We start from the raw sequence: 23,625 nt of genomic DNA, 5'->3' as shown, positions 1-23,625 counted from the left end.
CGCGACCGGAGAGGCTCGGCTGATGCCGAACTCTCCGACCGACGCCCCGCCTGCGACGTCGCGCGCGGGCGAGCGCGCCGCGCAGCTCTACCGGGAGGGGAACAGGTTCTACGATGAAGCGCGATTCGCCGAGGCCGAGGCGCGTTATCAGGCGGCGTGGGATCTCCAGCAGAGCTTTGACGTGGCCGGCAACCTCGGGAACGTCGAGCTGGAGGTGAACCAGCCCCGCGAGGCGGCCGAGCACCTCCTGTACGCGCTCAATACCTTTCCGCTCGGCGAGAAGGCCGAGAAGAAGAGCTTCCTGCAGAAGCGCCTCGCCGTCGCCAGGTCGCAGGTCGGCGCGCTTCGCATCAGCGTGAACGTCGACGACGCCGAGGTGCTCGTCGACGGCAAGGTCGTCGGGCATTCGCCCCTCGACGCCCAGGTGTTCGTCGATCCCGGCAAGCGCAGGATCGAGGCACGCCGCGCTGGCGCCAGGACGTCGACATCGCTGCTCGTGGCGAGGGGCTCGGACCAGAGCATCGCCCTCAGCCTCGATTCGGGCCCGAACATTCCGCTGGTGGTCGCGGGCGGGGCCGTCGGGCTGCTCGGGCTCGCGTCGGGCGTGACCTTCGCGATCCTCTCCACGGCAAAGGGCGAGTCCGCAGCGACGGAGCCGTTCGGCAGCGCGAGGCGCACCGACCTGCGCGACGCCCAGACCACGCTCGCCAACGTCTCGTTCTGGAGCTTCCTCGGCGGCGGCGTGGTGCTCGCGGGGACGGCCTTGTACGCGCTCTCCACGTCGAGCCGCACGCCGGTCACGAAGGCCGGGCTCCCCCGGCTGTATGCCGCGCCTTTCGTGAGCGCGGAGGCGAACGGCCTGCTGCTGGGCGCGAGCTTCTAGGCCGGTGGGCGCTGCGCGCTCCACGTCTCGTCCCCGGACTCAGCGCGGCTGGAAGTAACGGCCTACCTGCTCGCGGTACTCCTCGGGGACATCGCTGCGCTCGACACCGCCGACCTCCTGGGGACCCACGACCCCGAGCGCGCTCTCGCCGCGCACGTTGGCGGTGTCTCCGGCGCGCCCGGCTTCTCGGCCCGTCACGATCCCCGGCATCGGCCTACCCGGGTTGAGCCTCGCGCTGGCCCGTGAGCGCAGCTCACCCCCGGCGATCGCGCCGGTCTGCCCTTCGTGGCTGCCCGAGCCGCCGCCCTCCGAGTGACCTGGCTGCGCCGACCCCTGCTTGCCGGCCCCGCCCCCCGACGAGCCCTGCTGCCCGCTCTGTCCGCGCTCCTGGCCGCCCAACCCCGGTTGGCCTGACCCGCCTGCGATCGGCATCGGGAGCGGCGTCCCCCCGAGCTGCCCCTCGGCCTCGCCCGCCCCGCGCTGTGCATCGTCGAGCGCTCGTTGGCGCTTCGATTCCTCGCTGCTCGGGCTCCCCTCCTGGGCCATCTGGCGCAGCTGTTCCTCGAGCTGCTGCTGTCCGTCCGGCGTCTCGAGCTGCCGTGCGAGCTCGCGCATCTGCTCCTTTGACATGGGCTCTCCGAGCGCGCTCTCGGGCGACTGCGCCATCCGCTGCTTCAAGCGGTCGGCGAGCCGCTTGCGCTCCTCGAGGCTCAATCTTTCGAGCGCCTTCTCGAGGCTGCCAGCAAGCCGCCGCGCGTCGCGGTCGCTGCCGGTCCGGGCGAGCTCGCGGAGCGCGTCGCGCCCCTCGTCGCCGAGCCTGTCGCCGAGCGCCTCCGCCAGCTCCCTCAACGCGTCGGCCTGCTCGCCGCGCTGATCCAGCAGCTTGCGCTGTTCCTCGAGCGCCTTCGCTACGCCGGGGGCGCCGGCCCTCTTGGCGGCTTCGGCGGCCTCCTCGAGCACCTTCCTGGCCCGTTCGCGGTCATCCCGTTCGAGCTTGTTCGCGAGCCGCGCCATCTCCTCGTCGAACGCCACGAGGTCGCGATCGCCGAGCGCCTTCGCAGCCCGCTTCAGCTGAGGGTCTTCTCCGAGCTTGCCGAGCGCCGACTCCATCCCATGACGCTGCTCGCCCTCGCCGAGCGATAGCCGCTCGGCCGTGATCGCGTCGCGGAGCCTGCCGAGCTCGGCCTGCGCTTCGCGGCGCTCGACGCCGCTCTTCAGCTTTTCGCGGAGCCTCTTCGCGTCGTCGGAGAGCTTTTTCAGCCGATCGTGTTGCTCCGCGTCCCGAGCGTCGATCTCGGAAAGCTGGACCACCCGCCCGAGGCCGGCGATCTCGGCGACGCGTACCTGCTCGGCCCCGGGTGGGGGCGTTGCTGCCGCGGGCGCTGGTGGCAGGGGAAGCCAGCTGAGATAGCCAATGGCCGCTGCCGCGAGGGGCGCTCCGGCATGCCAGCGTCGCCCCAGGGGCGTGCGGACCTGCCGGGCGGTTGCGGCATCGAGGGCCGCGGTCGCGTGGGCGAACACGACCTCGCGGGCCGCGGATGCGCTGGCACCGGGCGCGCCGTCCGTCGCGTCCTCGGCTGCTGCGAGCTCAACGGCCGTGGAGACCGACTCGGCGGAGCCGAGCTTGCCGTCGAGAAACAACGCGACGTTCGGGTCAGTCCACCGGCGCCGGCGCGCCACCGCTGCGCCAGCCACGGCGCCGAGCAGGCCGCCCGCGGCCATCCAGGGGCGCAGCGCGCCTTGCCGCATGTGCCAGGCGCCCGCCGCGCCTACCGCGCCGAGCATCATCCCAGCGGCGGCGCCGGTGAGGACGAGATCGAGCGCGAGCCGCCGTCGGACGCGGCGAGACCACCGAACGAACGCGGCGCTGAACCTCCGCCGGGGAGACGCATCGACCATGGATCGAGGTGTACCTGCGGGCCGACGCGCCGGCCAGAGCTGCTTCGGGCACTCCTCCAAACCTCATTGCGGCACGCCGTGCCCGACGTCGCGCCCGGTGCGAGCGCCTCGCGCGCTGTCGGGACGCCCTGTGGAGTGGCGTCGGTCATGTGCGCCACGACGCGCCGCGGAGGAGCTGTCCTTGGACATATCGCGCTCCGCCCCCCTCAGGGGACGAAGCACCCTTTCAAGTGGAATGACGCGAACTCGAGGCGCGCTGGGACAACGTCCTGGGCAGCGCCGAGCAAGTTCAGGCCACAGTCAGCGAAAGAGAACTTGCATTCGTGCGAGTCCTCGGACGATGTCCGGAGCGTCGCGTGGCAGGAGCCATAGAAAAGCGCATCGTCGACGTACATTCGCATGTTCACGACAGCAGCGTCGCCGCCCTTGCGCTCGCTGCCGAGCAGATGGAGATCGAGGTAGTAGAAGCCCCTCCTGTCCTTCGAGTGATCCACCAGCTCCAGATTGGTTTCGCCATTGAGGCGGGAGCAGTCAACGTCCCAGCTGTCGTCGAATCCGGCGACAGGCAGCTTGCCGCTATCCCCCGTGTCAAGCACCAAGCTCTCCCCGTTCACGGTCATGACCGCCATGCCGTACGCTTCAGGAATTTCCGGGCTAGTAGAGCACCCGAACGGCGAGAGCGACAGCACGAGGCCTTGGGCGAGGAGGGGTCGGTGCATGGGAGTTCTCCAGCAGCATGGCGGGCGAGAGCATCGCACGAGGTCGACAACCATGAACGCGCGCAATGTGGTTGATCCATGCGCCGTGCCAGATGTCAACCGGAAACGGAGGCCGCTGTTGGGCCCGTGCCACCGGAAACGGAGGCCGCTGTTGGGCCCGTGCCGAGCTGACTGCCGGGCTGACCGACGTTGCCGTTGACTGTCGACCTGACCGACGTTGCCGGTCTGCCGGCCCGGCCGGTCTGACCGACGTTGCCTTGGTGGTGCCTTGGTGGTGAGACCCGATACGTGTTGTCTATGAGGCGGTCCCAGGCATAGGCCATGGCGGGCGCCGGCGGAAAACAGAAACCGCCAGGATCTCGAAGATTCAAGTATGTGAAATCATTGGCCGCAAGCCACGGCACGCGTTTGGCATAGTTGGCAGCGATGAGCCAGCCTCGCGCTATCGTTGCAGGTGCCACCTATCTCCTCACACGACGCGCGTTGCGGCGACACCTCCTCTTCCGACCGGATGCCGCGATGACTCAGCTGATCATCTATGCGCTCGCGGTTTCGGCCAGGCGCTACGGCATTCGCCTGCATGCGTTGTGTGCCATGTCCACGCACCTGCACATCGTCGTCACTGACGTCGAAGGCGTGCTTCCGCGATTCCTGCAGCTGTTTCATCGCCTCGTGGCGTTGGGGACCAAGGTGCTCCGAACCTGGGAGGGGCCGGTCTGGGGCCACGAAGCGACCAGCGTTGTTCGCCTCTTGACGCGGGCGGCCGTTGTGGAAAAGATTTCATATTCACTGGCGAACCCGGTGGAGGCGGGATTGGTGCGACGTGCGAAGGAATGGCCGGGAGCGAAGGTGCTCGTCAACGAAATCGGCCGCGGTGAGCTGCGGGCGAGGCGTCCTGACGTCTACTTTGCTCCGAGCAATCCTGCATGGCCCGAGGACGCTGCCATTGCGATCTCGCTTCCGCCAGCTGTGGCGGATGATGACGCTGACGCCTTTCGGCGCGAGGTGGCGGCGGAGCTGGAGCGGAAGGAAGCCGAGGCGCACGCCGCGATGCATCGAACTGGCCGCGGTTTTCTCGGCCCCGAGCGCGCATGCACGGTGTCGCCCGACGCTCGCGCGACGAGCTTCGAGGCGCCTCGCGGCCTCAATCCGACGTTTGCGGTGGGGAGAGGACATGCAGACGCACGAAGGACCGCGGTCGCCGCTGTCCGGGCATTTCGCGCAGCGTACCGAGAGGCGCTTCAACGATGGCGTGCAGGGCTGCGCAGCGTGGTGTTTCCGGCACAAACGTGGTGGATGCGCGTATTCCATGGCGTGGCCGTGAACGATGATCCGCTCGTGTCGTAATCGTAAAAGGAACGATCGGGATGCCGACGCGGCACCTGGGCTGCTGAACGAGGGCGAGTGAACGGCAGACGCCCTCCGTTCGCGTGCATGAACGCGCACCTGGTTTTCGTGTGAAACTACACGTCAAGGGCGCCGGGATTGCGTGAGTCGGCCTGGTGGTCGAGGAGGCGCGGGCGGTCCGTGCGCGTCGCTACAATGGTAGGGGGAGCTCGATATACGGCTCCGTGATCCGGCCGACGACGATGTCGCGCACCTGCGTCCCATAGTAGGTCGATCCCGATTGCGTGCTCCAAGCGTGTCCCACGATCGTCCCGTTGCTGTTGGCATAGAGGCGCATGACGCCCCTGCCAACACCCGCGTGCCAGGATCCGTCCGCCTTGCGCCGGGTGTCGGTTGTCCCGTGGCCCGTGGTGCTCGAGTCGAGGACGAGGAGCGAGTACTGGATTGTCCCCGTGACGAACGGATAGGTCGCCAGGCGTGGCACCGCAGCGCCTGCCGCGATGGCGACGTGCCCGCTCGCCGTGCTCCCCGCCGGATACTCGATCGCGACGATATCGCCGGCCTCGATCTCGCTCACCGTCACGATCTGCTCGAAGCCGACTTCCTCGATGATCCTGTCGTGGTAAAGCGCGGCGTTCGGGCTCATGCTGCCGAACCATGTGTTGATATCGTAGACGGACAGCTGATAGGCCTGCTTGAGGACGTTCGTGACGAACGACGCGCACAGGCTGCGGCTCCGGTAATCCGTGGCTCCTCCGACGCCGGCCCAATCAACATAGGTCGTTCCATTTCCATATTCGTTATTTACCGGTGCGATGTGGGTCACTAGCGTGTCGGCCCAGTAGAGATGGCCCGGCTCTCCGGCCGTCTGGCCCTCTGCCGGGCGCGGCGCGAGCAGGCTCACCCCGGCCAGAACGACGGCCGGGAGCGCGCGAACAGCGGCTCTCGAGCTCATGCGCTTCAATGCATTCATGATTTCCTCCCGTGTGGAATCGATGGCCCCGCGTAGGCTGGTCACACCGGTGTCGGCCTCATCGCGGGCATCGCCGCGGAGCGCCGGCAAAGCGAAGTTGCGCACCAAGCCACCGAACATACGCCGAACGAACGATCTCTTCAATCACCGGCACGAAGGCGGCACACGGGGCGTGCGCGATCCTGCGCGGATAGTGTTCCCCTCATTTCCACAGGCTGTCTCCTCGGGGCGACCTCCGTGCACGTCTTCGTAGATCCGCGCGTCGATGCCCACCGCAGGGGCGGCGCGGCGGTGGCGCGGGGATCACGGCCGGTACGGAGAGGGCGCGGCCGGAGAGGGCGCGGCCGTCGCGACCGACGTTGCGCCCGACGCCCGCCCGACGCCGACCGTCGCGACCGACGTTGCGGCCGACGCGACCGACGTTGCGCCCGACGGATCCGCGCCCCACGTCGACTGGAGGGCGGCGATGTCGTACGGATCGGCCGATCCCGGGCGCTTGGGGCTCGCGCTCGGCGAAAGCCCGACGCGCTGGCGAAGCGCGCCCCGCCCGCGCCGCGTGGCGCGCGGGTCCAGGCGGCTCGCCGGGGCCGAGCTCCGCCGTTTTGTTGACAGATCCGCGCAGTTCGATTGGATGGCCGCGTGTCCCCCGTGAAGCGCGCCTCGACCACCCTCCACCCCACCCTGACGCTCGGCGACGCGCTGGAGCACTACGCCTCCTGGCCGAGACCCACCGTGATTGTCTCCGACGGTGCTTATGGCGTCTCCGGTTTTCCCGGCGATCCCCCGACGCACGACGGGCTCGCCGCGTGGTACGCGCCCCACGTCGCCGTCTGGTCGGAGCGCGCCTTGCCGTCCGCCACCCTCTGGTTCTGGGGGACGGAGATCGGCTGGGCGACGGTGCACCCCCTGCTCGAGCAGCACGGCTGGGAGTACCGGACCTGCCACGTCTGGGACAAGGGAATCGCCCACATCGCGGGCAACGCGAACACCCGGACGCTGCGCAAGTTCCCCGTGGTGAGCGAGGTGTGCGTGCAGTACGTGCGCAAGGTCCTCCTGGAGAGCGCCGGCGTGCGGCTGCCCCTCAAGACCTGGCTGCGGCATGAATGGGAGCGCTCGGGCCTCCCCCTGCGCCAGACGAACGAGGCGTGCGGCGTGAAGAACGCGGCCACGAGGAAGTACTTCACCCGCTGCCACCTCTGGTATTACCCCCCGGCCTCGGCGTTCGAGCAGATCGCCGCCTTCGCCAACGCGCACGGCCGCCCCGAGGGGCGACCCTACTTCTCGGTCGATGGCAAGCGGCCGTTGACGGGCGAGGAGTGGGCTACCCTGAGAGCCAAATTCCATTGCGAGGTCGGCGTGACCAACGTCTGGCACGAGCCGGCGGTCCGCGGCCCCGAACGCTTCAAGGAGGACACCCGGTCGATCCACGGCAACCAGAAGCCCCTCAAGCTGCTCGATCGCATCATCCGCGCATCGTCCGATCCAGGCGATGTCGTATGGGAGCCATTCGGGGGGCTCTGCTCGGTCGCGGTGGCGGCCTTCACCGCAGGGAGGCGCTGCTACAGCGCCGAGATCGCGCCCACGTACCACGCCGTCGCGTCGCGCCGCCTCGCGAAGTGCGCGCCGCAGCCGCGCGTCGAGATCTCGGCGGCCTGACGGTCGGTATCGGCCCCGCTCGTCCGCATGGTAGCCTGCTCCCCCATGGCGACGCCGAAGATCGTGACCGTGGGAGGGGGGACGGGCCATTACACGCTCCTCACCGGCCTGCGTGACCTGAGCGTCCGCATCACCGCGATCGTGACCATGATGGACTCGGGCGGAAGCTCCGGGAGGCTCCGGGACGAGTACGGCCTCCTGCCCCCAGGCGACTTCACGCGTTGCCTCGTCGCCCTGTCCGAGCACCCGGAAGCGCTGAAGGAGCTGCTCGGCCACCGCTTCCGCTCGGGGAGCCTCGGCGGGCACACCCTGCGCAACCTGATATTCACCGCGGTGCAGGAGATCACCGGCTCGCTCCCCCTCACGGTCGAGCGCCTGCACGAGATCTTCTCCGTCAAGAACCGCGTCCTCCCGGTCACGATGGATCACGTCGATCTCGTGATGCACCTCGAGAACGACCGGACCATCCGCGGCGAAGCGTCGATTGACAACCTCTCCGACATGCTCGATGCGCCGGTGCTCTCGGTCTATCTGGATCCTGAGGCCCAGGCGTATCCAGCGGCGCTCGACGCGATCGCGGAAGCCGATCTCATCATCCTCGGGCCGGGAGATCTTTACACGAGCCTCGTGCCGAACCTCCTGGTCAAGGGTGTGCGCGAGGCCATCGCGGCGAGCCGCGCCCGCGCGATGTTCGTGTGCAACCTGATGACGAAGCCCAACGAGACCCCCGGCTACACGGTCGAGGACTTCGTGGGGACCATCGCCATGTACCTCGGCGAGGCCCGGCTCGACGCGGTGCTGGTCAACGACGTCTGGCCCTCCGAGGGCCTCGAGGAGTACGCCTCCGCCGGCTCTGACCCGGTCGTGACCTCGCCGGACAAACCGCTCGCCTCCGACCTCCTCGTCCCTGCCGACCTGCTGTTCGGCGGCAAGCTGATTCGCCACGACCCGCGCAAGCTCTCCGCCGCGATCGTCTCGCTCGCCCGCCAGCGCTCGTGGTGGTGAGGCCCGGGCCCGGCTCCGCTGCGCCTGGCCCTACGCTCGACGGCCACCCGGGGCGCGGCGCTGCCGCGTCGGCCGGGCGGCCTCGGGCCGGCGCGGCAGCGCACGACGATCAGGCGGTCTCCGGTTCGTCGGGCAGATAAAAAGGCGTGTTGACGATCACGATGCCCTTCCCGCCCCGGAAGAGAAGGAGCCATTTGAGGATCGACGCCGTGTGGTTGTGGAGCAGGTAATGGTACCAGCGTGACTCGACCACCTCGGGTACGACGACCGCCACCTGCCGGTCCGGGTGGGCGCGCGCGAGGGTGGTGACGAAGCGGAGCAGCGGCCTGAAGAGCCGCCGGTAGCGGGACCGCACCACCGAAAGCCGCGGCGCCGGTACCCCCTTCTCCTTCGCGGGCTCCTCCACCAGATGGTGCCATTCGCCGCTCAGGTCCTCGACGCGAGGATCGTCGAGGAGCACCTGGAGCGCGTAGACCTCAGGCGAGAGGCGGAGCGCGAAGCGGAGCCCCTTCTGCGCCACGAGGTCCCAGCGCCTGATGGGGACCACCACGATCGGCGGCGGAGGCGGGGTGAGGTCGAGCGGCGCGCGGGCGCGAACCACCTCGTCGATGCGCTTGTAGTGGCGTCGCACATTGCAGAAGATGAGAAAGGCCCCGAGCACGAGCAGGGTCGAGATCCACGCCCCCTCGGTGAACTTCGAGATGATGATGACGACGAGCGTGGCGGCCGTGGCCGTGGTGCCGGTCGCGTTGACGGCGAGGTGGAGCCGGGAGCGCGCGCCGCCGACCCTGCGCCAGTGCGCGGTCATCCCCGCCTGCGACATCGTGAAGGCGAGGAACGCGCCCACCGCGAAGAGCGGGATGAGGGCGTCGGTGATGCCCTGGAAGACGACGAGCAGGAGGGCCGAGAGTCCGGCGAGGACGCCGATGCCGTAGGAGAAGGCGAGGCGCCTGCCGCGGTGGATGAAGGGCTCGGGCAGGAAGCGATCGAGCGCGAGGAGCCGACAGAGGCGGGGGAAGTCGGCGAAGCTGGTGTTGGCGGAGAGCATGAGCACCGCCACCACGGCGGCCAGGGTCACGTAATAGAACGGGCCGCGCCCCACGACCGCGCCCACCATCTGCGAGACGATGCTCTGATAGCCGCTCTTGCCGGGCTCGGTGGCGGTGATGCCGTATGCCCGTGCGAGGATCGCGATCCCGGCGAGCAGGATGCCGAGCGAGGCGACGATGTACAAGAGCGTCCGGCGCGCCTGCTCGCTGCTCGGCTTGCGAAAGGCAGGGACGCCGTTGCTCACCGCTTCCACGCCGGTCATCGCGGTGCACCCGCTGGCGAAAGAGTGGCAGAGGAGCCCCAGGCTCGCGGCTCCGAGCGCGACGGGCAGCGAGGGCGGCGCGACCACGGGCGGCGGATGCCCTCCGTGGAGGATCGTCTTCCCGATCCCGATCGCGATCACCGCGAAGAGACAGCCGAGGAACGCGTACGTCGGCACCAGGAACACGAGGCCTGCGGTGCGGAGCCCGCGCAGGTTGGCCGCCGTGAGGAGGGTGAGGACGGCGAGGCAGAGGCCCATGGTGTGGGGCAGGAGCGCGGGCACCGCGGAGACCAGCGCGCCCACCCCCGCGGAGATGGCGACCGCCACGTTGAGCACGTAGTCGATGAGCAGCGCCGCCGCCGCGACGAGGCCGGCGCGCGTGCCGAGGTTCTCCTTCGCGACGATGTACGAGCCGCCACCGTTCGGGTACGCGGCGATCGTCTGGCGGTACGAGACGTAGAGGATCGCGAGCAGCCCGATGACCAAGGCGCTGAGCGGCACGATGTAGTGGACGCCGAGCGCGCCGAGGGGGGGAGGAGCACGGTGAGCGCGGCCTCGGGGCCGTACGACGCGGAAGCGAGCGCGTCGAGGCCCAGGACCGGGATCCCGGAGAGCGGGCCGATCTGTTCCTTCTCCGCTTCATCCGAGGCCAGCCGCCGGCCGAACAGCACCGTCATGAGCGACATGGGTGAGGCAGCTCACGCAAGGCGTGTGCCCGGAGCGAGCTCCGCCGCGCGCGCGTCGGTCGGAGCCGCAGCGTGCAACCGGTGCTCCAAGCTCGCGCCGAGCGCTCGTCAGCGGTGCTGATCGAGCACGAGCGTCGCCTCCATGACCGTGGGCGCAGCCGCCGCATTCGAGGTTTGCACGGACGGCCTCTCCTCCGATGCGAGACGATATCGTGTGAGCCGATCGAGGTGGGATCATTTGCCACGCTCGGCCAAGTTGCCTCATCGCAGGCGGGCGCCCTCGCGTGCGAGCGCGCTCGCCGCTGGAGCAAGCGGCTCGCCCGCTGCCGCGCGGGCTCACGCGTGGCTGCGCGTCGGCCGCCCCGGCGCTTGCTGCTGGTATGTGCTTCGCATGGCGCCGGAGCTATCGCCACTTCCGTGGCTAATCATCTCAGGACGAGGTAGAGCGCTATGAGCATCGGTAACGACCAGTACACTTCGGGCGGGTACAAGAACGGGATTTACGAGGGCGGCTCGCAGGAGTCCGGCTCGCACGAGCCTGGCGCGCCGCAGACGCAGGGCGGCGAGGGCGCGGTGAGCCTCGACATGCTGCTCAAGTTCGCCAAGGACATCCAGACCAAGGTCAAGGACGTCCCGTACATCGTCCCGATCGCGATCGGCGGAGCGGCATTTGCGATTGGCGTGCTCGCCAGCTCGAAGATCCTGCGCCAGCTCACCCTCCTCGCCGGCGGCTACGCGGTCAAGTACGCGATCCAGAACGTCCCCAGCGAGCCGATCATCGACTTTGCAAAGAAGGTCGTGTCCGACTCGTACCGGGCGTCGTCGAGGGCCTGAGCCGGAGACGCGCTGCGGCGAGTGCAGGGGCGCTCGCCCGCCTGCAGCCGTGCGTGCTCCGGCGGAAGGCAGCCCGACCTGAGATCCTACCTTCGCCGCGCCGGCGGCACGTGCCCCCGTTTCTGGCATCATGGAGGCGGTGGTGCGGACGCGCCGCCAGCGCGCGGCTGGGAGGACGCCATGGACATCCGGGAGAGCATCGAAGTCCGCTGGTTTCTGCCTGCGGACGACGCTCGGGCGCCGCGGCTCGTGTCGTGGTTCTCCCGTGCGTTCTCCGAGGCGCCCCGGCATGACCGCTACCGGCGCCTCCGGCGCGCCGATCTCGGGATCAAGAAGCGCGGCGGGCAGCCGAAGGGCCTGGAGGTCAAGTTTCGGGTCTGCGCCTTCGGATCCATCCACCTCTCTCCCACGGTGCTGGGTGAGGTGGAGCGGTGGACGAAGCTCACCGTCTCGTCGACGGACGCCGATGACAGCGGGTGGACGACCCTCACGAAGGAGCGCCGCGTGAGGGTGTTCGGGCTGGTGGGCGGACGCGCCGTCGAGGTGATGGACGGCGCGCACCCCGGAGCCGGGTGCGCTGTCGAGCTGACGCGCGTCGCCGTGGCGGAAGGCGAGGGCGCGGCTGCTCCGGCGGCGTGGTCGCTGGGCCTCGAAGCGTTCGGTCCGCCAGCGATCCTGCTCGAGGCGCTCTACGCCGTGGGCCGCGCGGTGTTCGTGGAGGTGCCCGACCTCGGCCTTACGTCCGTTGAATCGAAGGGGTATCCGGCGTGGCTCGCCGAGGGGTCGGCGGAGCGGTGAGCGCAGGGGCCCGCCGCCGCTGCCTGCTGATCCCTGAGCTCGACGTTGCGAACGGCGACGAACTAGCGACCATAATCCAGGAAAGAGTGGGTGTTTTCACGCCCCCGGTCGCCTGTGCCGCGCGTATCGTCGTCCTCTCTCATACGTCGTTGTAGATGTCGTCGTACGTGCCCCGTCGCCATGAGCCGCTGCGGCCGATTGTCTTCCCCCGAGAGCGTCGCGTGCGATACCCTGCTGCCTTTCTGAGCTCCAGGGAGAGTGCTCGTGTGATGAATGTTACTTCAGACGCCCTGTTCGCGGAGTTCTTCGCCTGCTGTCCTGAGCTGCTCTTCGTCGCCTCGACGGCGGGCGGACTGCTCCACGAGAACGATGCCCTGCGGGAGGTCATCGGCCCTGCGAACGAGGGGGGCGCGACGCTCGCAGAGCTCGCTCACCCGGAGGATCGCGCAGCGCTGCTCGCGGCGTGGGCGAAGCTCGAGCAGACCGGTGAACCTGTCTCCTTTCGCGTCCGCCTTCGTGACGCGCGCGGGGCGTACCGTCCGGTATTGTGCAACGCGAAGCGTTCGCCCGATCGCAGCGCGGTCTTCGGGTCGCTCCGGGCGACACCCGAGTTCGGCGAGGAGGAGCTGACGATTGTGCGCAACAAGGCGCGCATCCTGGATAGCCTCGTCAACCACGTGGACAAGCTGGCGTTCTGGGGCCTCGACCGCGATGGAATCTGTTTCTATCACGACGGCAAAGCGCTCCCGAACGCCGGGTTCAAGCCTGGGCAGCTCCTGGGGGTCAACTGGATCGAGCTTTATGGGAAGCGGCCAGGCGCGTCCGTCGTCGATGCGCCCGACGTCGACCACGACATGCACAACTGGTTCGACGGGACGGTACGCCGCTTTCGCTCCGACTCGAACGATGTCTACTGGGACAACTGGGTCACCCCGCTCCAGGACGAGCGCGGCGGGTCTGTGTGCGGCTTGCTCGGGTTGTCGTTCGACATCTCGGAGTCCAGGCGCACGGAGCAGGAGCTGCGCGCCCAGCTGCAGCGGATCGAGGCGCAGCAGAAGGTCATTCGCGATCTCTCCACGCCCATCATCGAGGTCTGGGACGGTGTGCTCACGCTGCCGATGGTGGGGACGGTCGACAGCGTCCGCACCGCCGATGTGATGGACAGCCTGCTCTCGAAGATCGTGGAGAAGCAGGCGCGCTTCGCCATCCTCGATCTGACCGGCGTCGAGGTGGTCGACACGAAGGTCGCGAGCCACCTGATCGAGCTCGTCACGGCGATCCGGCTGCTCGGTGCCGACGGGATCGTGGCAGGCATCAAGCCGAACGTCGCGCAGACGATGGTCGCGCTCGGGCTCGATCTCTCGCAGCTCAACACACAGCGTAACCTCCGCGCGGCGCTCCAGCATGCGATCCGGAGCATGACCCGCCCGGAGGACCCCCCGCGCAACGGCGCCGCGACGGCCGGCGCCGGCGCCGCGACACCCGGCCTGCGGGCGCCGGGCTGACTGCGCCGCGCGTCACGGGAGCTCGCTGCCGTAGTAGAGCAAACACCAGAGCTGGAATCGGCCGCAGTACAACGGGCCCTTCCCGCCAGGGCTTCGCGTGCGATACCCTCGTGTCCTTCTGATGCCGCAGGGGGAGGCTTGTGTCATGAGTGTTACTTCGAGCGCGCTGTTTGCGGAGTTCTTCGCCAGCTGTCCAGAGCTGCTCTTCGTCGCTTCGGCGGCGGGCGGACTGCTCCACGAGAGCGATGCCTTGCGGGAGGTCATCGGTCCCGCGAGCGAGGGGGGCACGACGCTCGCAGATCTCGCTCACCCGGACGATCGGGCAGCGCTCCTTGCGGCGTGGGCGAAGCTCGAGCAGACCCGCGAGCCCGTCTCATTCCGCGTCCGCCTTCGCGACGCGCGCGGGGCGTACCGTCCGTTGTTGTGCAACGCGAAGCGTTCGCCCGATCGCAGCGCGGTCTTCGGGTCGCTCCGGCCGACCTCCGCGATCGATGACAAGGAGCTGGCGACCCTCCGTAACAAGGCGCGCATGCTGGACAGCCTCGCCGAGCACGTGGACAACATGGTGCTCTGGGCGATCGACAGGGATGGAGTCTGTTTCTATCACGGCGGCAAGGGGCTCGGGGCCGCCGGGCTCAAGCCCGGGCAGCTCGTCGGGGCCAGCTGGTTCGACATCTATGCGGACAAGCCAGAAACGACTGGCGTCAACATCTCCGCCGCGGATCTACGCCAATGGTTCGACGGGGAGGTGCGCGGCTTCCGCACCGACGCGTTCGGCGTTTACTGGGACAACTGGATCATCCCGCTCCAGGACGAGCGCGGCGGGTCTGTGTGCGGCGTGCTCGGGCTGGCGCTCGACATCTCGGAGTCCAAGCGCACGGAGGAGGAGCTGCGCGCTCAGCTGCAGCAGATCGAGGCGCAGCAGAAGGTCATTCGCGATCTCTCCACGCCCATCATCGAGGTCTGGGACGGTGTGCTCACGCTGCCGATGGTGGGGACGGTCGACAGCGTCCGCACCGCCGATGTGATGGACAGCCTGCTCTCGAAGATCGTGGAGAAGCAGGCGCGCTTCGCGATCCTCGACCTGACCGGCGTCGAGGTGGTCGACACGAAGGTCGCGAGCCACCTGATCGAGCTCGTCACGGCGATCCGGCTGCTCGGTGCCGACGGGATCGTGGCAGGCATCAAGCCGAACGTCGCGCAGACGATGGTCGCGCTCGGGCTCGACCTCTCGCAGCTCACTACGCAACGTAATCTCCGCGCGGCGCTCCAGCATGCGATCCGGAGCATGACCCGCCCGGAGAACCCCCTGCGCAACGGCGCTGCGACGCCCGGCCTGCTGACGCGGGGCTGACCGCGGCGCGTCACGGGAGCTCGCCGCCGCCGCAGAGCAGCGCGGCGAGCTCCTCCGTCCGCTCCGGCGTCGCGAGGTCCCCGGCTGTGACGGTGATCGCGCGGATCCCCTCGGCTCTCCAGCCGCCGTGCTCGCGCTCCGGGGCCGCCGTGATCCGGACGCGCATGAGCTCGCCGGACGCCACGACCGCGAGCTCCACGCCTTCGCCCTCCGGCCCGTCACCGCGGCGGATGGTCACCGCCACCGCGCCGCGCGCCGCGAGCGCCCGCGCGAGCCGGGCCTCCGGCGCCGCCGCTCCGCCGAGCGGGTAGAGCGCCGTGGCGAGCTCCACGGACGCGATCGCCTCGGAGGCGCGCGTCCCCGCGTCGCGCACCGCCCGCCGCAGCCGCTCCGCGCGCTCGCCGTCGCGGTCGAGCGCCGCGCGATCCGCTGGCTCGAGCCGCACCACGCAGCGCACCAGCGCGGCGCCCCCGCTCGAGACCTGCGCCGCCTCGAGCCGCGCGCGGCGGAGCATCGCCGCGCCCCGCGCGTCGCCCGACGCCTCGAGCAGGGCCGCCGCGCCGCCGAGCACCGCGTCCGGAGCCGGCCGCTCGGGCGCCGCCGGGAGGGCGGCCTCCCGGTAGATCTGGCTCCACCCGCGCCCGACGCCGGGCAGGCGCAGCACCAGCGACAGATCGGCGAGCTCCGTCTCCGGCGTGCGGACCGCGCTCGCGAACGCCTCCTTCACCGCCGCGAGGCGGCTCGGATCCGCGGTGAGCGCCGCGAACTCGGGCGCGTCGACGGCCAGCGAGAGGCGCGACGCGCTCACCTCGCGCGACCCCAGCGTCCACCGCTGGGGCGGGGCGGCGAGCGCGAGCTCCCCGCCGGCGACGAGGGCGGCGAGCCCGCGCTCGCCGCGCGCCTCGAGCAGCGCCGCGACCGCGGCCTTGAGCGCGGTCAGCGCCGGGATCACGCCCCGCCCATGCGCCCGCGCCGCGCCGTCCGCTGCTCCTCGAGCGCCGCCTCCTCCTCGAGGGCCGCCTCGGCCTCGCGCTGCGCCTCGGCGTCGACCGCGCGTTGCCCCTGCTGGACGCGCACGGGCTTCGCCTCGGTGACCGCCGCCTCGGCCATCGCGACCGCCGCGTGCCGCACGTCGTCGTACGGCTTCGCGAGGTCGAAGATCACCTTGGTGTTGCCCTGGCTCAGGTTCGCCAGCGCCTCGAAGCGGCGCAGCTCCATCGCTCCGGGCGAGCGCGCGAGGATGCCCGCCGCCTCCGCGAAGTTCTTCGCGCTCTCCACGTCGGCCTCGCTCTTGATGACCACGTAGCGCCGATCGCGCTCGGCGATCGCGCCCTTCGCGAGCACCTCCTGCATCTGGGGCGGCAGCGCGATGTCCTGGAGGCCGATCATCTCCACGTGCAGGCCCCACGCGGCCGCCACCGCCTCGACCTGCGCGCGCACCTTGGCGGCGACCTCCTCGCGGTGCGCGAGCAGCTCGTCGAGCCGCGTCTCGCCCACCACGTCGCGCAGCACGACCTTCGCGCGATCCTTCATCGCGTTCTCGTAGTTCTCGACGGCCAGCGTGGCCTTCTCCGGATCGACGACGCGGTAATAGACGACCGCATCGACCATCGTGGTCACGTTGTCGCGGGTGATCACCATCTGCTGGAGGAGATCGCGGTTCTTCATCCGCGTGTCGATGCGCCGCAGCTCCTGGATCCCCGGAAGGAACAGCGTCACCCCGGGGGATACGCGGCCGGTCAGCTTGCCGAGCGTGAAGCGCAGCGCGGCTTCCCATTGGTTGATCTGCCGCAGCCCCGACAGCAGGTAGAGCACGGCAAACAGCCCGAGCACGGTGAGGATCAGCGACATCGCTCGCGACTCTAGCAGAGCGGATGGCGCGGGCCGCGCGAGCGGTGCGCGTCGGCGGGCGTCCGGACGTTTGGACGTTCGCGCGCGCTCGCGGGCGCCCAGGCGCGGCTTCGACCTGGTGTCGTTGCCCGGGCGGTGTACTCTCGCTCCCTCGATGGGTGCCGAGCCGAGCCAGGCGTTGCGCGACGGCCGCTACGTGATCACGCGCGCCCTCGGCGAAGGGGCTCAGGGGCACACGCTCGAGGCGGTCGACAAGCGGCTCGGCAAGCTCGTCGCGATCAAGCGGTTCCAGATCCGCGGCGCCTCGAGCTGGAAGAGCGTGGAGCTCGCCGAGCGCGAGGCCCGGGTGCTCGCGTCGCTCTCGCACCCGAGCCTGCCAGGCTACCTCGATCATTTCGAGGAGGACGGAGCGCTCTTCCTGGTGATGGAGAAGATCGAGGGCGAGAGCCTGGGCGCGATGCGCCGTCGCCGCGCCGTGCTCGGGCGGGACGACATCCTCCGCTTCCTGCGGGACGCCTCGGCCGTGCTCGACTACCTGCACGGCCGCGTGCCGCCGGTCATCCACCGCGACATCAAGCCGAACAACGTGATCCGCCGGCCCGACGGCTCCTTCGCGATCGTCGACTTCGGCGCGGTCCGCGATCGCATGCGTCCCGAGGGCGGGAGCACCGTGGTCGGCACGTTCGGGTACATGGCGCCGGAGCAGTTCCAGGGCCGCGCGCTGCCCGCGTCGGACGTCTATGCGGTCGGCGCGACCGCGCTCTGCCTGCTCACCGGCGAGGAGCCGGAGAACCTGCCGCACCGAGGGCTCGCGATCGACGTGCCCGCTGCCCTCGGCGATCGAGCCGATCCGCGCCTCGTCCGGGCGCTCTCCGCGATGCTGGAGCCCGACCCGGACCGCCGCGCCGCGCGCATCGCTCCGCTCCTTTCGGGGCTCGAAGCGGGCGGCGCGCCCCCCCGTACGCCGCGCGCTGGCGAGCCCGCGGAGGGCTCCGCGGAGCGCGGGGCGCGCAAGGAGGAGCGGCGCACGCGCAAGGACGAGCGCAAGGAAGAGAAGCGCGCGCAAGGACGAGCGCAAGGAAGAGAAGCGCGCGCGCAAGGAGGAGCGGCGCGCGCGCCGGCACGAGGGGCGCCCGTCGCTCGATCGCGGCCTGGTGGGCCTGCCGCTCGTGGCCGCGCTGTTCGGCCTCACCGTCGCGCGCATCGCCGTCGGCCTCGCGCTCGGGGTGATCGTCCCGACGGTGCTGACGCTGCTGTCCCTGGTGTTCGGCCGCGTGCTGCGCGAGAAGGCCGCGCCGAACGTGCGCAGGGCCGGGCGGGTCGCCGATCTCGCGCTGCGCCGCGCCACACGCGTCGTCCGCGGGCACCCGGCGCCAGAGGACGCTGCCCAGCGCGGCCAGGCCGCGGCGGCGCGCGTGCGCTTCGAGGAGCAGGAGGCCCCCGGTCGATCGCGCATCCACGACGGCGACGCCGCGCTGGACGAGGAGCTCGACGAGCTGGAGAGCGACGAGCCAGGCCGCACGCACGCCGCCTCGCGGCCGCCTCGCGCGGGGGAGCGCTGAGCGCAGCGCGCGCTCGCGCTCCGGGGCCGCGCGATCAGATGCGACCGCGCGCGGCGTCGAGCTTCAGGCGGAAGACCTCGACGATCGCCTCGGCGAAGATCCGGCGGCTCATCTTCGAGCGGCCTGCGCGGCGGTCGACGAACACGATCGGCACCTCGACCACGCGCAGCCCTTTGCGCAGCGCGCGGTAGGTCGTCTCGATCTGGAACGCGTAGCCGTTCGAGCGCACGCTGCCGAGATCGAGCGAGAGGAGCGCGCGCCGCGTGAACGCCTTGTAGCCGGTCGTGAGGTCGCGGATGCCGACGCCCAGGATGGTCCGCGCGTAGAGGGAGCCGCCCTTCGAGAGCACGTGCCGCCCGAGGCCCCAGCCCTCGACGCCGCCTCCCGGCATGTTGCGCGAGCCGAGCACGACGTCGGCGCCTTGCGCGATCGCGTCGAGGAACGCCGGCAGGTGGCGCGGGTCGTGCGAGAGGTCGGCGTCCATCTCGAACGCGACGTCGTAGCCGCCGTCCAGGGCGCGCTGGAAGCCCTCCAGGTAGGCCGTGCCGAGCCCGCGCTTCGCCGCCCGGTGGAGCACGCGGACGCGCTCGTCGCGCGCGGCGAGCTCGTCGCCGAGGGCGCCTGTCCCGTCGGGCGACGCGTCGTCGACGACGAGCACGTGCGCCTCCGGGGCCGCCGCGAGGACGGAGCTCACGAACTCGGCGAGGTTGTCTCGCTCGTTGTACGTCGGCGTGATGATGAGGGTTCGGGGGGCCATCCTGGCTCGGCGCCGCGCGAGCGGGCGCTCGCACGCGGGATCGTGCGCGCCGTGCAGCGTCGCGCGCCAGGTCCGCGGGCGTCCGCTCGCGCTCAGGCCTCCGCTGCGTGGGCCAGCACGGGCGCTCCGGCGCCGGGCGATCTACCAAAACGACGGCGCAGGCGGAAGGTTCCGCGGGTGCGCCGCGAGCGCCTTGTGGGTTGCCGGAGGCGTGCGCGCCGGGTACTTTCCTTTCCCGACAGGGCGGTCCGCTCTGCATCGGGCCGACAGGCCGGCGCGGCCTCGGTCAACTCACGGGGCGCGCCCCGCGCACGACAGGCGCGGCCCCGAACATGAACAGCGCGGCACCGACGGAGACAATCATGGCAGGCGAGCACGTCGTCACCTTCACCAACGAGAATTTCGAGTCCGAGGTCATCAACTCCCCGATCCCGGTGCTCGTGGACTTCACGGCCACCTGGTGCGGACCCTGCAAGCAGCTCGCGCCGATCGTCGAGACGATCGCCAAGGAGTCCCAGGGCACGCTGAAGGTCGGCAAGCTCGACATCGACGCGGCGCCCAAGCTCGCCCAGAAATACAACGTCCGCGCCGTTCCGACGTGCATCCTGTTCCGGGGCGGCGAGAAGGCGGGCTCGTACACCGGCGTCGCGAGCAAGGAAAAGCTCCTCCGGGAGCTCGGCGTCTGATCCGCGGCCGCGCGTGACGCCGGCGTGACAGCGCCCGGCGCGACAGAGCCCGAGCGCGCCGGCGCTCCCCTTCCCACAGACCGAAACCACCCCAAATACCGACCGAAAGCCCTCCCGGCGAGGCGCCGCTCCGGCCAGCCGGCCGCGGCCCCGCCGTCGCCGGCGCTCCACGTCGCCGGCGCCCCGTGGCTGAGGCTTTGCTTGACCGTCGCGCGCGAGGTGACTACGACTCGCGCCGGCCACTTTCCCAGGAGTTCGTGATGGCGACGAAGATCGCAATTAACGGTTTTGGGCGCATCGGACGCTGCATTGTCCGCGCGCTTTACGAGCGCGGCGTGAAGGATATCGAGCTGGTCGCCATCAACGACCTGACGGATCCGGCGACGCTCGCCCACCTCTTCCAGTACGACTCGATCCACCGCGAGTTCAAGGCGGCGAAGGTCGGTCACGGCGACAAGCACATCAGCATCGGCGATCGGAAGATCGAGGTCCTCGCGCTGAAGGATCCGGCCGAGCTGCCGTGGAAGAGCCTCGGCGTCGACATCGTCCTCGAGTGCACGGGCCTCTTCACGGACAAGGCGAAGGCCGCCGGCCACATCAACGCGGGCGCCAAGCGCGTGATCATCAGCGCGCCGGCCAAGGGCCACGACCTCACGGTCGTGATGGGCGTGAACGACGAGCTCTACGACGCGCAGAAGCACACGGTCATCTCGTGCGGCTCCTGCACGACGAACTGCCTCGCCCCCATCGCCAAGGTGATGCTCGACAACTTCGGCATCGTCCGCGGCCTGATGACGACGGTCCACTCGTACACGAACGACCAGCACCTGCTCGACATCCCGCACCGCAAGGGCGACCTGCGCCGCGCGCGCGCCGCCGCGGTCAACATGATCCCCTCGAGCACCGGCGCCGCGAAGGCGCTGTCCGAGGTCATCCCGGCGCTCAAGGGCAAGTTCGACGGGCTCGCGATCCGCGTCCCCACGGTCGACGTCTCGCTCGTGGACCTCACCCTCGAGACCGAGAAGCCGATCACGAAGGAGAGCATCCACGCCGCGATGAAGCAGGCCGCCGAGCAGGGGCCGATGAAGGACGTCCTCAACTACACCGATCGGGAGCTCGTCTCGGGCGACTTCATCGGCTCGCCCGCGTCCAGCACCTTCGACTCGACCATGACGTCGGTCCTCGGCGATCGCTTCGCGAAGATCTTCTCGTGGTACGACAACGAGTGGGGCTTCTCGAACCGCATGATCGACCTCGCGCAGCTCGTGGCGAGGAAGGGCGTCTAGCGCCGTGAAGCTCACCGGAATCCGCTCCGTCGAAGACCTCGCCGCCGCCGGGGACGCTGCTGGCCTCAGCGGCAAGCGCGTCTTCATCCGCGTCGACTTCAACGTCCCGCTCGACAAGAAGACGGGCAAGATCACGGACGACTCGCGCATCCGCGAGGCGATCCCGACGATCAAGCTCGTCATGGAGGCGGGCGCGAAGGTGATCCTCGCGTCGCACCTCGGCCGCCCGAAGCCGGGCAAGACCGAGGGGCTCTCGCTGGAGCCGTGCGGGGGGCGGCTCAGTGAGCTCACGGGCTACGAGGTCCACCTGCCGGACGACTGTGTCGGCGACTCGCCCAAGAAGGTCATCTACGACCTCAGGGCGGGCCAGATCTGCCTCCTCGAGAACCTCCGCTTCCACGAGGAGGAGGAGAAGGACGACGAGGGGTTCGCGCGCCAGCTCGCCGAGCTCTGCGACGTCTACGTCGACGACGCCTTCGGCGCCGTGCACCGCGCCCACGCGTCGGTGCACGCGCTGCCGCGCCTCATGCGCGAGCGCGCCGCCGGCCTCCTCCTCCAGAAGGAGCTCAAGGCGCTGACCCGGCTCGTCGATCGCCCGGAGAAGCCTTACGTCGCCGTCCTCGGCGGCGCCAAGGTCTCCGACAAGATCGACGTCGTCGAGGCGCTCCTCAACGTGGTCGACACCCTGTGCATCGGCGGCGCGATGGCGAACACCTTCCTCGCCGCGCAGGGCAAGAACCTGCAGAAGAGCCGGATCGAGGAGGACAAGCTCCCGCTGGCGCGCACGATCATGAGCAAGGCGCGCGATCGGGGCATCCAGCTCCTCCTGCCCGTCGACGCCGTCGTCGCCACGAGCATCGACGCGACGCAGGGCGCGCCCGCGTCCGTCGACGCGATCCCCGAGGGCACGATGGCGCTCGACATCGGCCCCCGCTCGATCGAGCAGTTCGGCCAGGCGATCGAGCGGGCGAAGACGGTGTTCTGGAACGGCCCGATGGGCCTCTTCGAGACGCCGGCCTTCTCCAAGGGCACGTTCGACGTCGCGCGCATCATGAGCGGCGCCTCCGGCTTCACGGTGGTCGGCGGCGGCGACAGCGCGGCGGCGGTCAAGCAGGCCGGCGAGCACATCGCCAAGGGCTTCGATCACATCTCGACCGGCGGCGGCGCTTCGCTCGAGCTCATCGAGGGCAAGCGTCTCCCGGGCGTCGAGGCGCTCCGGTCGGCCGAGGTGAGCGAGTGAAGCCCGGGAACGATGGGGGCACGTCCGCGGAGGCGGGCGCCGCCCCGCGGGCGGCCTCGCGTCGTCCGCTCATCGCCGGCAACTGGAAGATGAACGCCGGGGGCCAGGACGCGTGTCCTCTCTCGGCGGCCGTCGCCAAGGCGACGCGCGAGCTCACCCGGGCCGAGGTGGTGGTCGCTCCGCCGTTCACGGCGATCGCCGCCGTGGCCCACGAGCTCGCGGAGGCGAAGAGCGAGGTCGGCATCGCCGCGCAGAACATGAGCGCCGAGGTCTCCGGGGCGTTCACCGGCGAGGTCTCCTCGGGCATGCTCAAGGACGCGGGCGCGACCTGGGTGATCCTCGGGCACAGCGAGCGGCGGCAGCTGTTCGCCGAGACCGACGAGTCGGTCGCCCGGAAGGTCGCCTCGGCGATGGCCGCCGAGCTGCGCCCCATCGTCTGCGTCGGCGAGACGCTCGAGCAGCGCGAGGCGGGTGAGACGCTCGCCGTGGTCGAGCGGCAGGTCCGCGCCGTCCTCGACGAGCTCGCGAAGCAGCCCGGCTTCGGCGTCATCGCCTACGAGCCGGTCTGGGCGATCGGGACCGGCAAGGTCGCGCGCGCCGAGGACGCCCAGGAGGTGCACGCGTTCATCCGCGGCCTGCTCGCGAAGACCTCGGAGGACCTCGCGGGCGTCACGCGCATCCTCTACGGCGGCAGCGTCAAGGCCGACAACGCCGAGGCGCTGCTCGCCCAGGACGATATCGACGGCGCGCTGGTCGGCGGAGCTTCGCTCGACGCCGCTGGCTTCGCCAAGATCGTCGACGCCGCTCACCGACTGGCGGAGCGCGCGGAACAGGGGTAGATCGCAGGCCGCTCCCGTCTCGCCGCGGGAGCGCCGGCCTGCCCACTTGCCCCTTGGACCCCTCGCGCGGTCCAGACTCACCCAGCTGAAAGACGCCGATGCTTCACACGTTCCTCAACATCGTGCACGTGTTCGTCTGTCTGTTCCTGATCCTCGTCGTGCTCCTCCAGCAGGGCCGCGGGGGCGGGATGGGCTCGGCCATGGGCGGCGCGACGGCGCAGGTGTTCGGCGGCCGCGGCGCCGGCAACTTCATGACCCGCCTCACGGCCATCTGCGCCGCCGTCTTCATGGCGACGAGCGTGTCGCTCGCCTACCTCTCGTCGGCAGGCGACCGCGAGCTGCGCGAGTTCGAGAAATCCCAGGAAAAGTAGGCTCGCGTGCTAGGGCCCGCCCCCGCGCCGGGGAGGGAAGCGGGTAGGGCGCTCGACGCGAG

General features: G+C 70.2%; 21 protein-coding genes and 1 pseudogene. 15 read left to right on the top strand and 7 right to left on the bottom strand.

The features are described 5' to 3' along the window. Positions 1–22 precede the first annotated feature (22 nt). Entirely contained in the window at positions 23–883 is an 861-nt protein-coding gene (locus WME73_RS40930; RefSeq protein ID WP_437741676.1) for a hypothetical protein, read from the top strand. Between the two features lie 39 nt (positions 884–922). On the opposite strand, the gene WME73_RS40925 is transcribed toward WME73_RS40930, so the two are convergent. Together WME73_RS40925 and WME73_RS40920 are read right to left on the bottom strand one after the other, a co-directional pair. After that, positions 923–2,782, bottom strand: coding sequence for a hypothetical protein (locus WME73_RS40925; RefSeq protein WP_437913107.1), 1,860 nt, complete (start codon positions 2,780–2,782; stop codon positions 923–925). Positions 2,783–2,988: 206 nt separating this feature from the next. Continuing rightward, complete coding sequence (locus WME73_RS40920) at positions 2,989–3,501, bottom strand: hypothetical protein (protein WP_437741674.1); 513 nt, start codon at positions 3,499–3,501, stop codon at positions 2,989–2,991. Positions 3,502–3,927: 426 nt separating this feature from the next. Between WME73_RS40920 and WME73_RS40915 the strand changes: the two genes are divergently transcribed. Then, the gene (locus WME73_RS40915) at positions 3,928–4,848 is read left to right on the top strand and encodes a transposase (protein WP_437741673.1); all 921 of its coding nucleotides are present in this window, start codon (positions 3,928–3,930) and stop codon (positions 4,846–4,848) included. 190 nt (positions 4,849–5,038) lie between these two features. On the opposite strand, the gene WME73_RS40910 is transcribed toward WME73_RS40915, so the two are convergent. After that, a complete protein-coding gene (locus WME73_RS40910) occupies positions 5,039–5,926 on the bottom strand; it encodes a hypothetical protein (RefSeq protein WP_437748093.1) in 888 nt (295 codons plus the stop codon). Between the two features lie 792 nt (positions 5,927–6,718). On the opposite strand from WME73_RS40910, the gene WME73_RS40905 reads away from it, so the two are divergent. Both WME73_RS40905 and WME73_RS40900 read left to right on the top strand, forming a co-directional pair. Next, a complete protein-coding gene (locus tag WME73_RS40905) occupies positions 6,719–7,477 on the top strand; it encodes a DNA methyltransferase (RefSeq protein ID WP_437748092.1) in 759 nt (252 codons plus the stop codon). A 45-nt stretch (positions 7,478–7,522) separates the two neighbouring features. Next, positions 7,523–8,482 (top strand): gluconeogenesis factor YvcK family protein, encoded by a 960-nt coding sequence (locus tag WME73_RS40900; RefSeq protein WP_437741672.1) that lies wholly within the window; start codon positions 7,523–7,525, stop codon positions 8,480–8,482. Positions 8,483–8,591: 109 nt separating this feature from the next. Here WME73_RS40900 and WME73_RS40895 read toward each other — a convergent pair whose 3' ends face one another. Next, on the bottom strand, positions 8,592–10,295 hold the full coding sequence (locus tag WME73_RS40895) for an APC family permease (protein ID WP_437913106.1): 1,704 nt from the start codon (positions 10,293–10,295) through the stop codon (positions 8,592–8,594). Positions 10,296–10,930: 635 nt separating this feature from the next. On the opposite strand from WME73_RS40895, the gene WME73_RS40890 reads away from it, so the two are divergent. From WME73_RS40890 to WME73_RS40875, 4 genes are all read left to right on the top strand, one after another. After that, entirely contained in the window at positions 10,931–11,314 is a 384-nt protein-coding gene (locus tag WME73_RS40890; protein ID WP_437741670.1) for a hypothetical protein, read from the top strand. A gap of 180 nt (positions 11,315–11,494) precedes the next feature. Further along, positions 11,495–12,112, top strand: coding sequence for a hypothetical protein (locus tag WME73_RS40885; protein ID WP_437913105.1), 618 nt, complete (start codon positions 11,495–11,497; stop codon positions 12,110–12,112). A gap of 269 nt (positions 12,113–12,381) precedes the next feature. Next, on the top strand, positions 12,382–13,617 hold the full coding sequence (locus WME73_RS40880; RefSeq protein ID WP_437913104.1) for an STAS domain-containing protein: 1,236 nt from the start codon (positions 12,382–12,384) through the stop codon (positions 13,615–13,617). Positions 13,618–13,762: 145 nt separating this feature from the next. Continuing rightward, the gene (locus WME73_RS40875; RefSeq protein ID WP_437913103.1) at positions 13,763–14,971 is read left to right on the top strand and encodes an STAS domain-containing protein; all 1,209 of its coding nucleotides are present in this window, start codon (positions 13,763–13,765) and stop codon (positions 14,969–14,971) included. A 10-nt stretch (positions 14,972–14,981) separates the two neighbouring features. On the opposite strand, the gene WME73_RS40870 is transcribed toward WME73_RS40875, so the two are convergent. Both WME73_RS40870 and WME73_RS40865 read right to left on the bottom strand, forming a co-directional pair. Continuing rightward, a complete protein-coding gene (locus WME73_RS40870) occupies positions 14,982–15,923 on the bottom strand; it encodes a hypothetical protein (protein WP_437741666.1) in 942 nt (313 codons plus the stop codon). Then, positions 15,920–16,822 (bottom strand): SPFH domain-containing protein, encoded by a 903-nt coding sequence (locus tag WME73_RS40865; protein WP_437741665.1) that lies wholly within the window; start codon positions 16,820–16,822, stop codon positions 15,920–15,922. The genes WME73_RS40870 and WME73_RS40865 overlap by 4 nt, the downstream gene beginning before the upstream one ends. A gap of 154 nt (positions 16,823–16,976) precedes the next feature. Here WME73_RS40865 and WME73_RS40860 point away from each other — a divergent pair. Further along, a pseudogene (locus WME73_RS40860) lies at positions 16,977–17,549 on the top strand (serine/threonine protein kinase); the annotation flags it as partial. Positions 17,550–17,976: 427 nt separating this feature from the next. Next, complete coding sequence (locus WME73_RS40855) at positions 17,977–18,384, top strand: hypothetical protein (protein WP_437917534.1); 408 nt, start codon at positions 17,977–17,979, stop codon at positions 18,382–18,384. A gap of 34 nt (positions 18,385–18,418) precedes the next feature. On the opposite strand, the gene WME73_RS40850 is transcribed toward WME73_RS40855, so the two are convergent. Beyond that, the gene (locus WME73_RS40850; protein WP_437741663.1) at positions 18,419–19,141 is read right to left on the bottom strand and encodes a polyprenol monophosphomannose synthase; all 723 of its coding nucleotides are present in this window, start codon (positions 19,139–19,141) and stop codon (positions 18,419–18,421) included. A 362-nt stretch (positions 19,142–19,503) separates the two neighbouring features. Here WME73_RS40850 and trxA point away from each other — a divergent pair, with 362 nt between their 5' ends. The 5 genes from trxA (at position 19,504) to secG (ending at position 23,563) form a co-directional block, all read left to right on the top strand. After that, a complete protein-coding gene (gene trxA / locus WME73_RS40845) occupies positions 19,504–19,827 on the top strand; it encodes a thioredoxin (RefSeq protein WP_272102748.1) in 324 nt (107 codons plus the stop codon). Between the two features lie 260 nt (positions 19,828–20,087). Then, positions 20,088–21,113 carry a type I glyceraldehyde-3-phosphate dehydrogenase gene (gene gap, locus WME73_RS40840; protein ID WP_272102749.1) on the top strand — a complete coding sequence of 342 codons (1,026 nt, stop codon included), beginning with the start codon at positions 20,088–20,090 and terminating at the stop codon, positions 21,111–21,113. Positions 21,114–21,117: 4 nt separating this feature from the next. Then, positions 21,118–22,353, top strand: a complete 1,236-nt coding sequence (locus WME73_RS40835) for a phosphoglycerate kinase (protein ID WP_437741662.1) — start codon at positions 21,118–21,120, stop codon at positions 22,351–22,353. Further along, positions 22,350–23,192 (top strand): triose-phosphate isomerase, encoded by an 843-nt coding sequence (tpiA, locus tag WME73_RS40830; RefSeq protein ID WP_437913102.1) that lies wholly within the window; start codon positions 22,350–22,352, stop codon positions 23,190–23,192. The genes WME73_RS40835 and tpiA overlap by 4 nt, the downstream gene beginning before the upstream one ends. A 98-nt stretch (positions 23,193–23,290) precedes the next feature. After that, positions 23,291–23,563, top strand: coding sequence for a preprotein translocase subunit SecG (secG, locus tag WME73_RS40825; RefSeq protein ID WP_104985237.1), 273 nt, complete (start codon positions 23,291–23,293; stop codon positions 23,561–23,563). The last annotated feature ends 62 nt before the right edge of the window (positions 23,564–23,625 follow it).

This window comes from Sorangium sp. So ce302 (genome assembly GCF_051530145.1).
GTDB lineage: Bacteria > Myxococcota_A > Polyangia > Polyangiales > Polyangiaceae > Sorangium > Sorangium cellulosum_B.
The sequence above is the reverse complement of the archived record's forward strand: the minus strand, read 5'-3'. Positions and strand labels throughout refer to the sequence as shown.

Bases quoted from the DNA above. Each gene is read 5' to 3' on its own strand.
- WME73_RS40930 (WP_437741676.1), top strand. From the start codon at position 23: ATGCCGAACTCTCCGACCGACGCCCCGCCTGCGACGTCGCGCGCGGGC.
- WME73_RS40925 (WP_437913107.1), bottom strand. From the start codon at position 2,782: ATGGTCGATGCGTCTCCCCGGCGGAGGTTCAGCGCCGCGTTCGTTCGG.
- WME73_RS40920 (WP_437741674.1), bottom strand. From the start codon at position 3,501: ATGCACCGACCCCTCCTCGCCCAAGGCCTCGTGCTGTCGCTCTCGCCG.
- WME73_RS40915 (WP_437741673.1), top strand. From the start codon at position 3,928: ATGAGCCAGCCTCGCGCTATCGTTGCAGGTGCCACCTATCTCCTCACA.
- WME73_RS40900 (WP_437741672.1), top strand. From the start codon at position 7,523: ATGGCGACGCCGAAGATCGTGACCGTGGGAGGGGGGACGGGCCATTAC.
- WME73_RS40890 (WP_437741670.1), top strand. From the start codon at position 10,931: ATGAGCATCGGTAACGACCAGTACACTTCGGGCGGGTACAAGAACGGG.
- WME73_RS40885 (WP_437913105.1), top strand. From the start codon at position 11,495: ATGGACATCCGGGAGAGCATCGAAGTCCGCTGGTTTCTGCCTGCGGAC.
- WME73_RS40880 (WP_437913104.1), top strand. From the start codon at position 12,382: ATGAATGTTACTTCAGACGCCCTGTTCGCGGAGTTCTTCGCCTGCTGT.
- WME73_RS40875 (WP_437913103.1), top strand. From the start codon at position 13,763: ATGAGTGTTACTTCGAGCGCGCTGTTTGCGGAGTTCTTCGCCAGCTGT.
- WME73_RS40865 (WP_437741665.1), bottom strand. From the start codon at position 16,822: ATGTCGCTGATCCTCACCGTGCTCGGGCTGTTTGCCGTGCTCTACCTG.
- WME73_RS40850 (WP_437741663.1), bottom strand. From the start codon at position 19,141: ATGGCCCCCCGAACCCTCATCATCACGCCGACGTACAACGAGCGAGAC.
- trxA (WP_272102748.1), top strand. From the start codon at position 19,504: ATGGCAGGCGAGCACGTCGTCACCTTCACCAACGAGAATTTCGAGTCC.
- gap (WP_272102749.1), top strand. From the start codon at position 20,088: ATGGCGACGAAGATCGCAATTAACGGTTTTGGGCGCATCGGACGCTGC.
- secG (WP_104985237.1), top strand. From the start codon at position 23,291: ATGCTTCACACGTTCCTCAACATCGTGCACGTGTTCGTCTGTCTGTTC.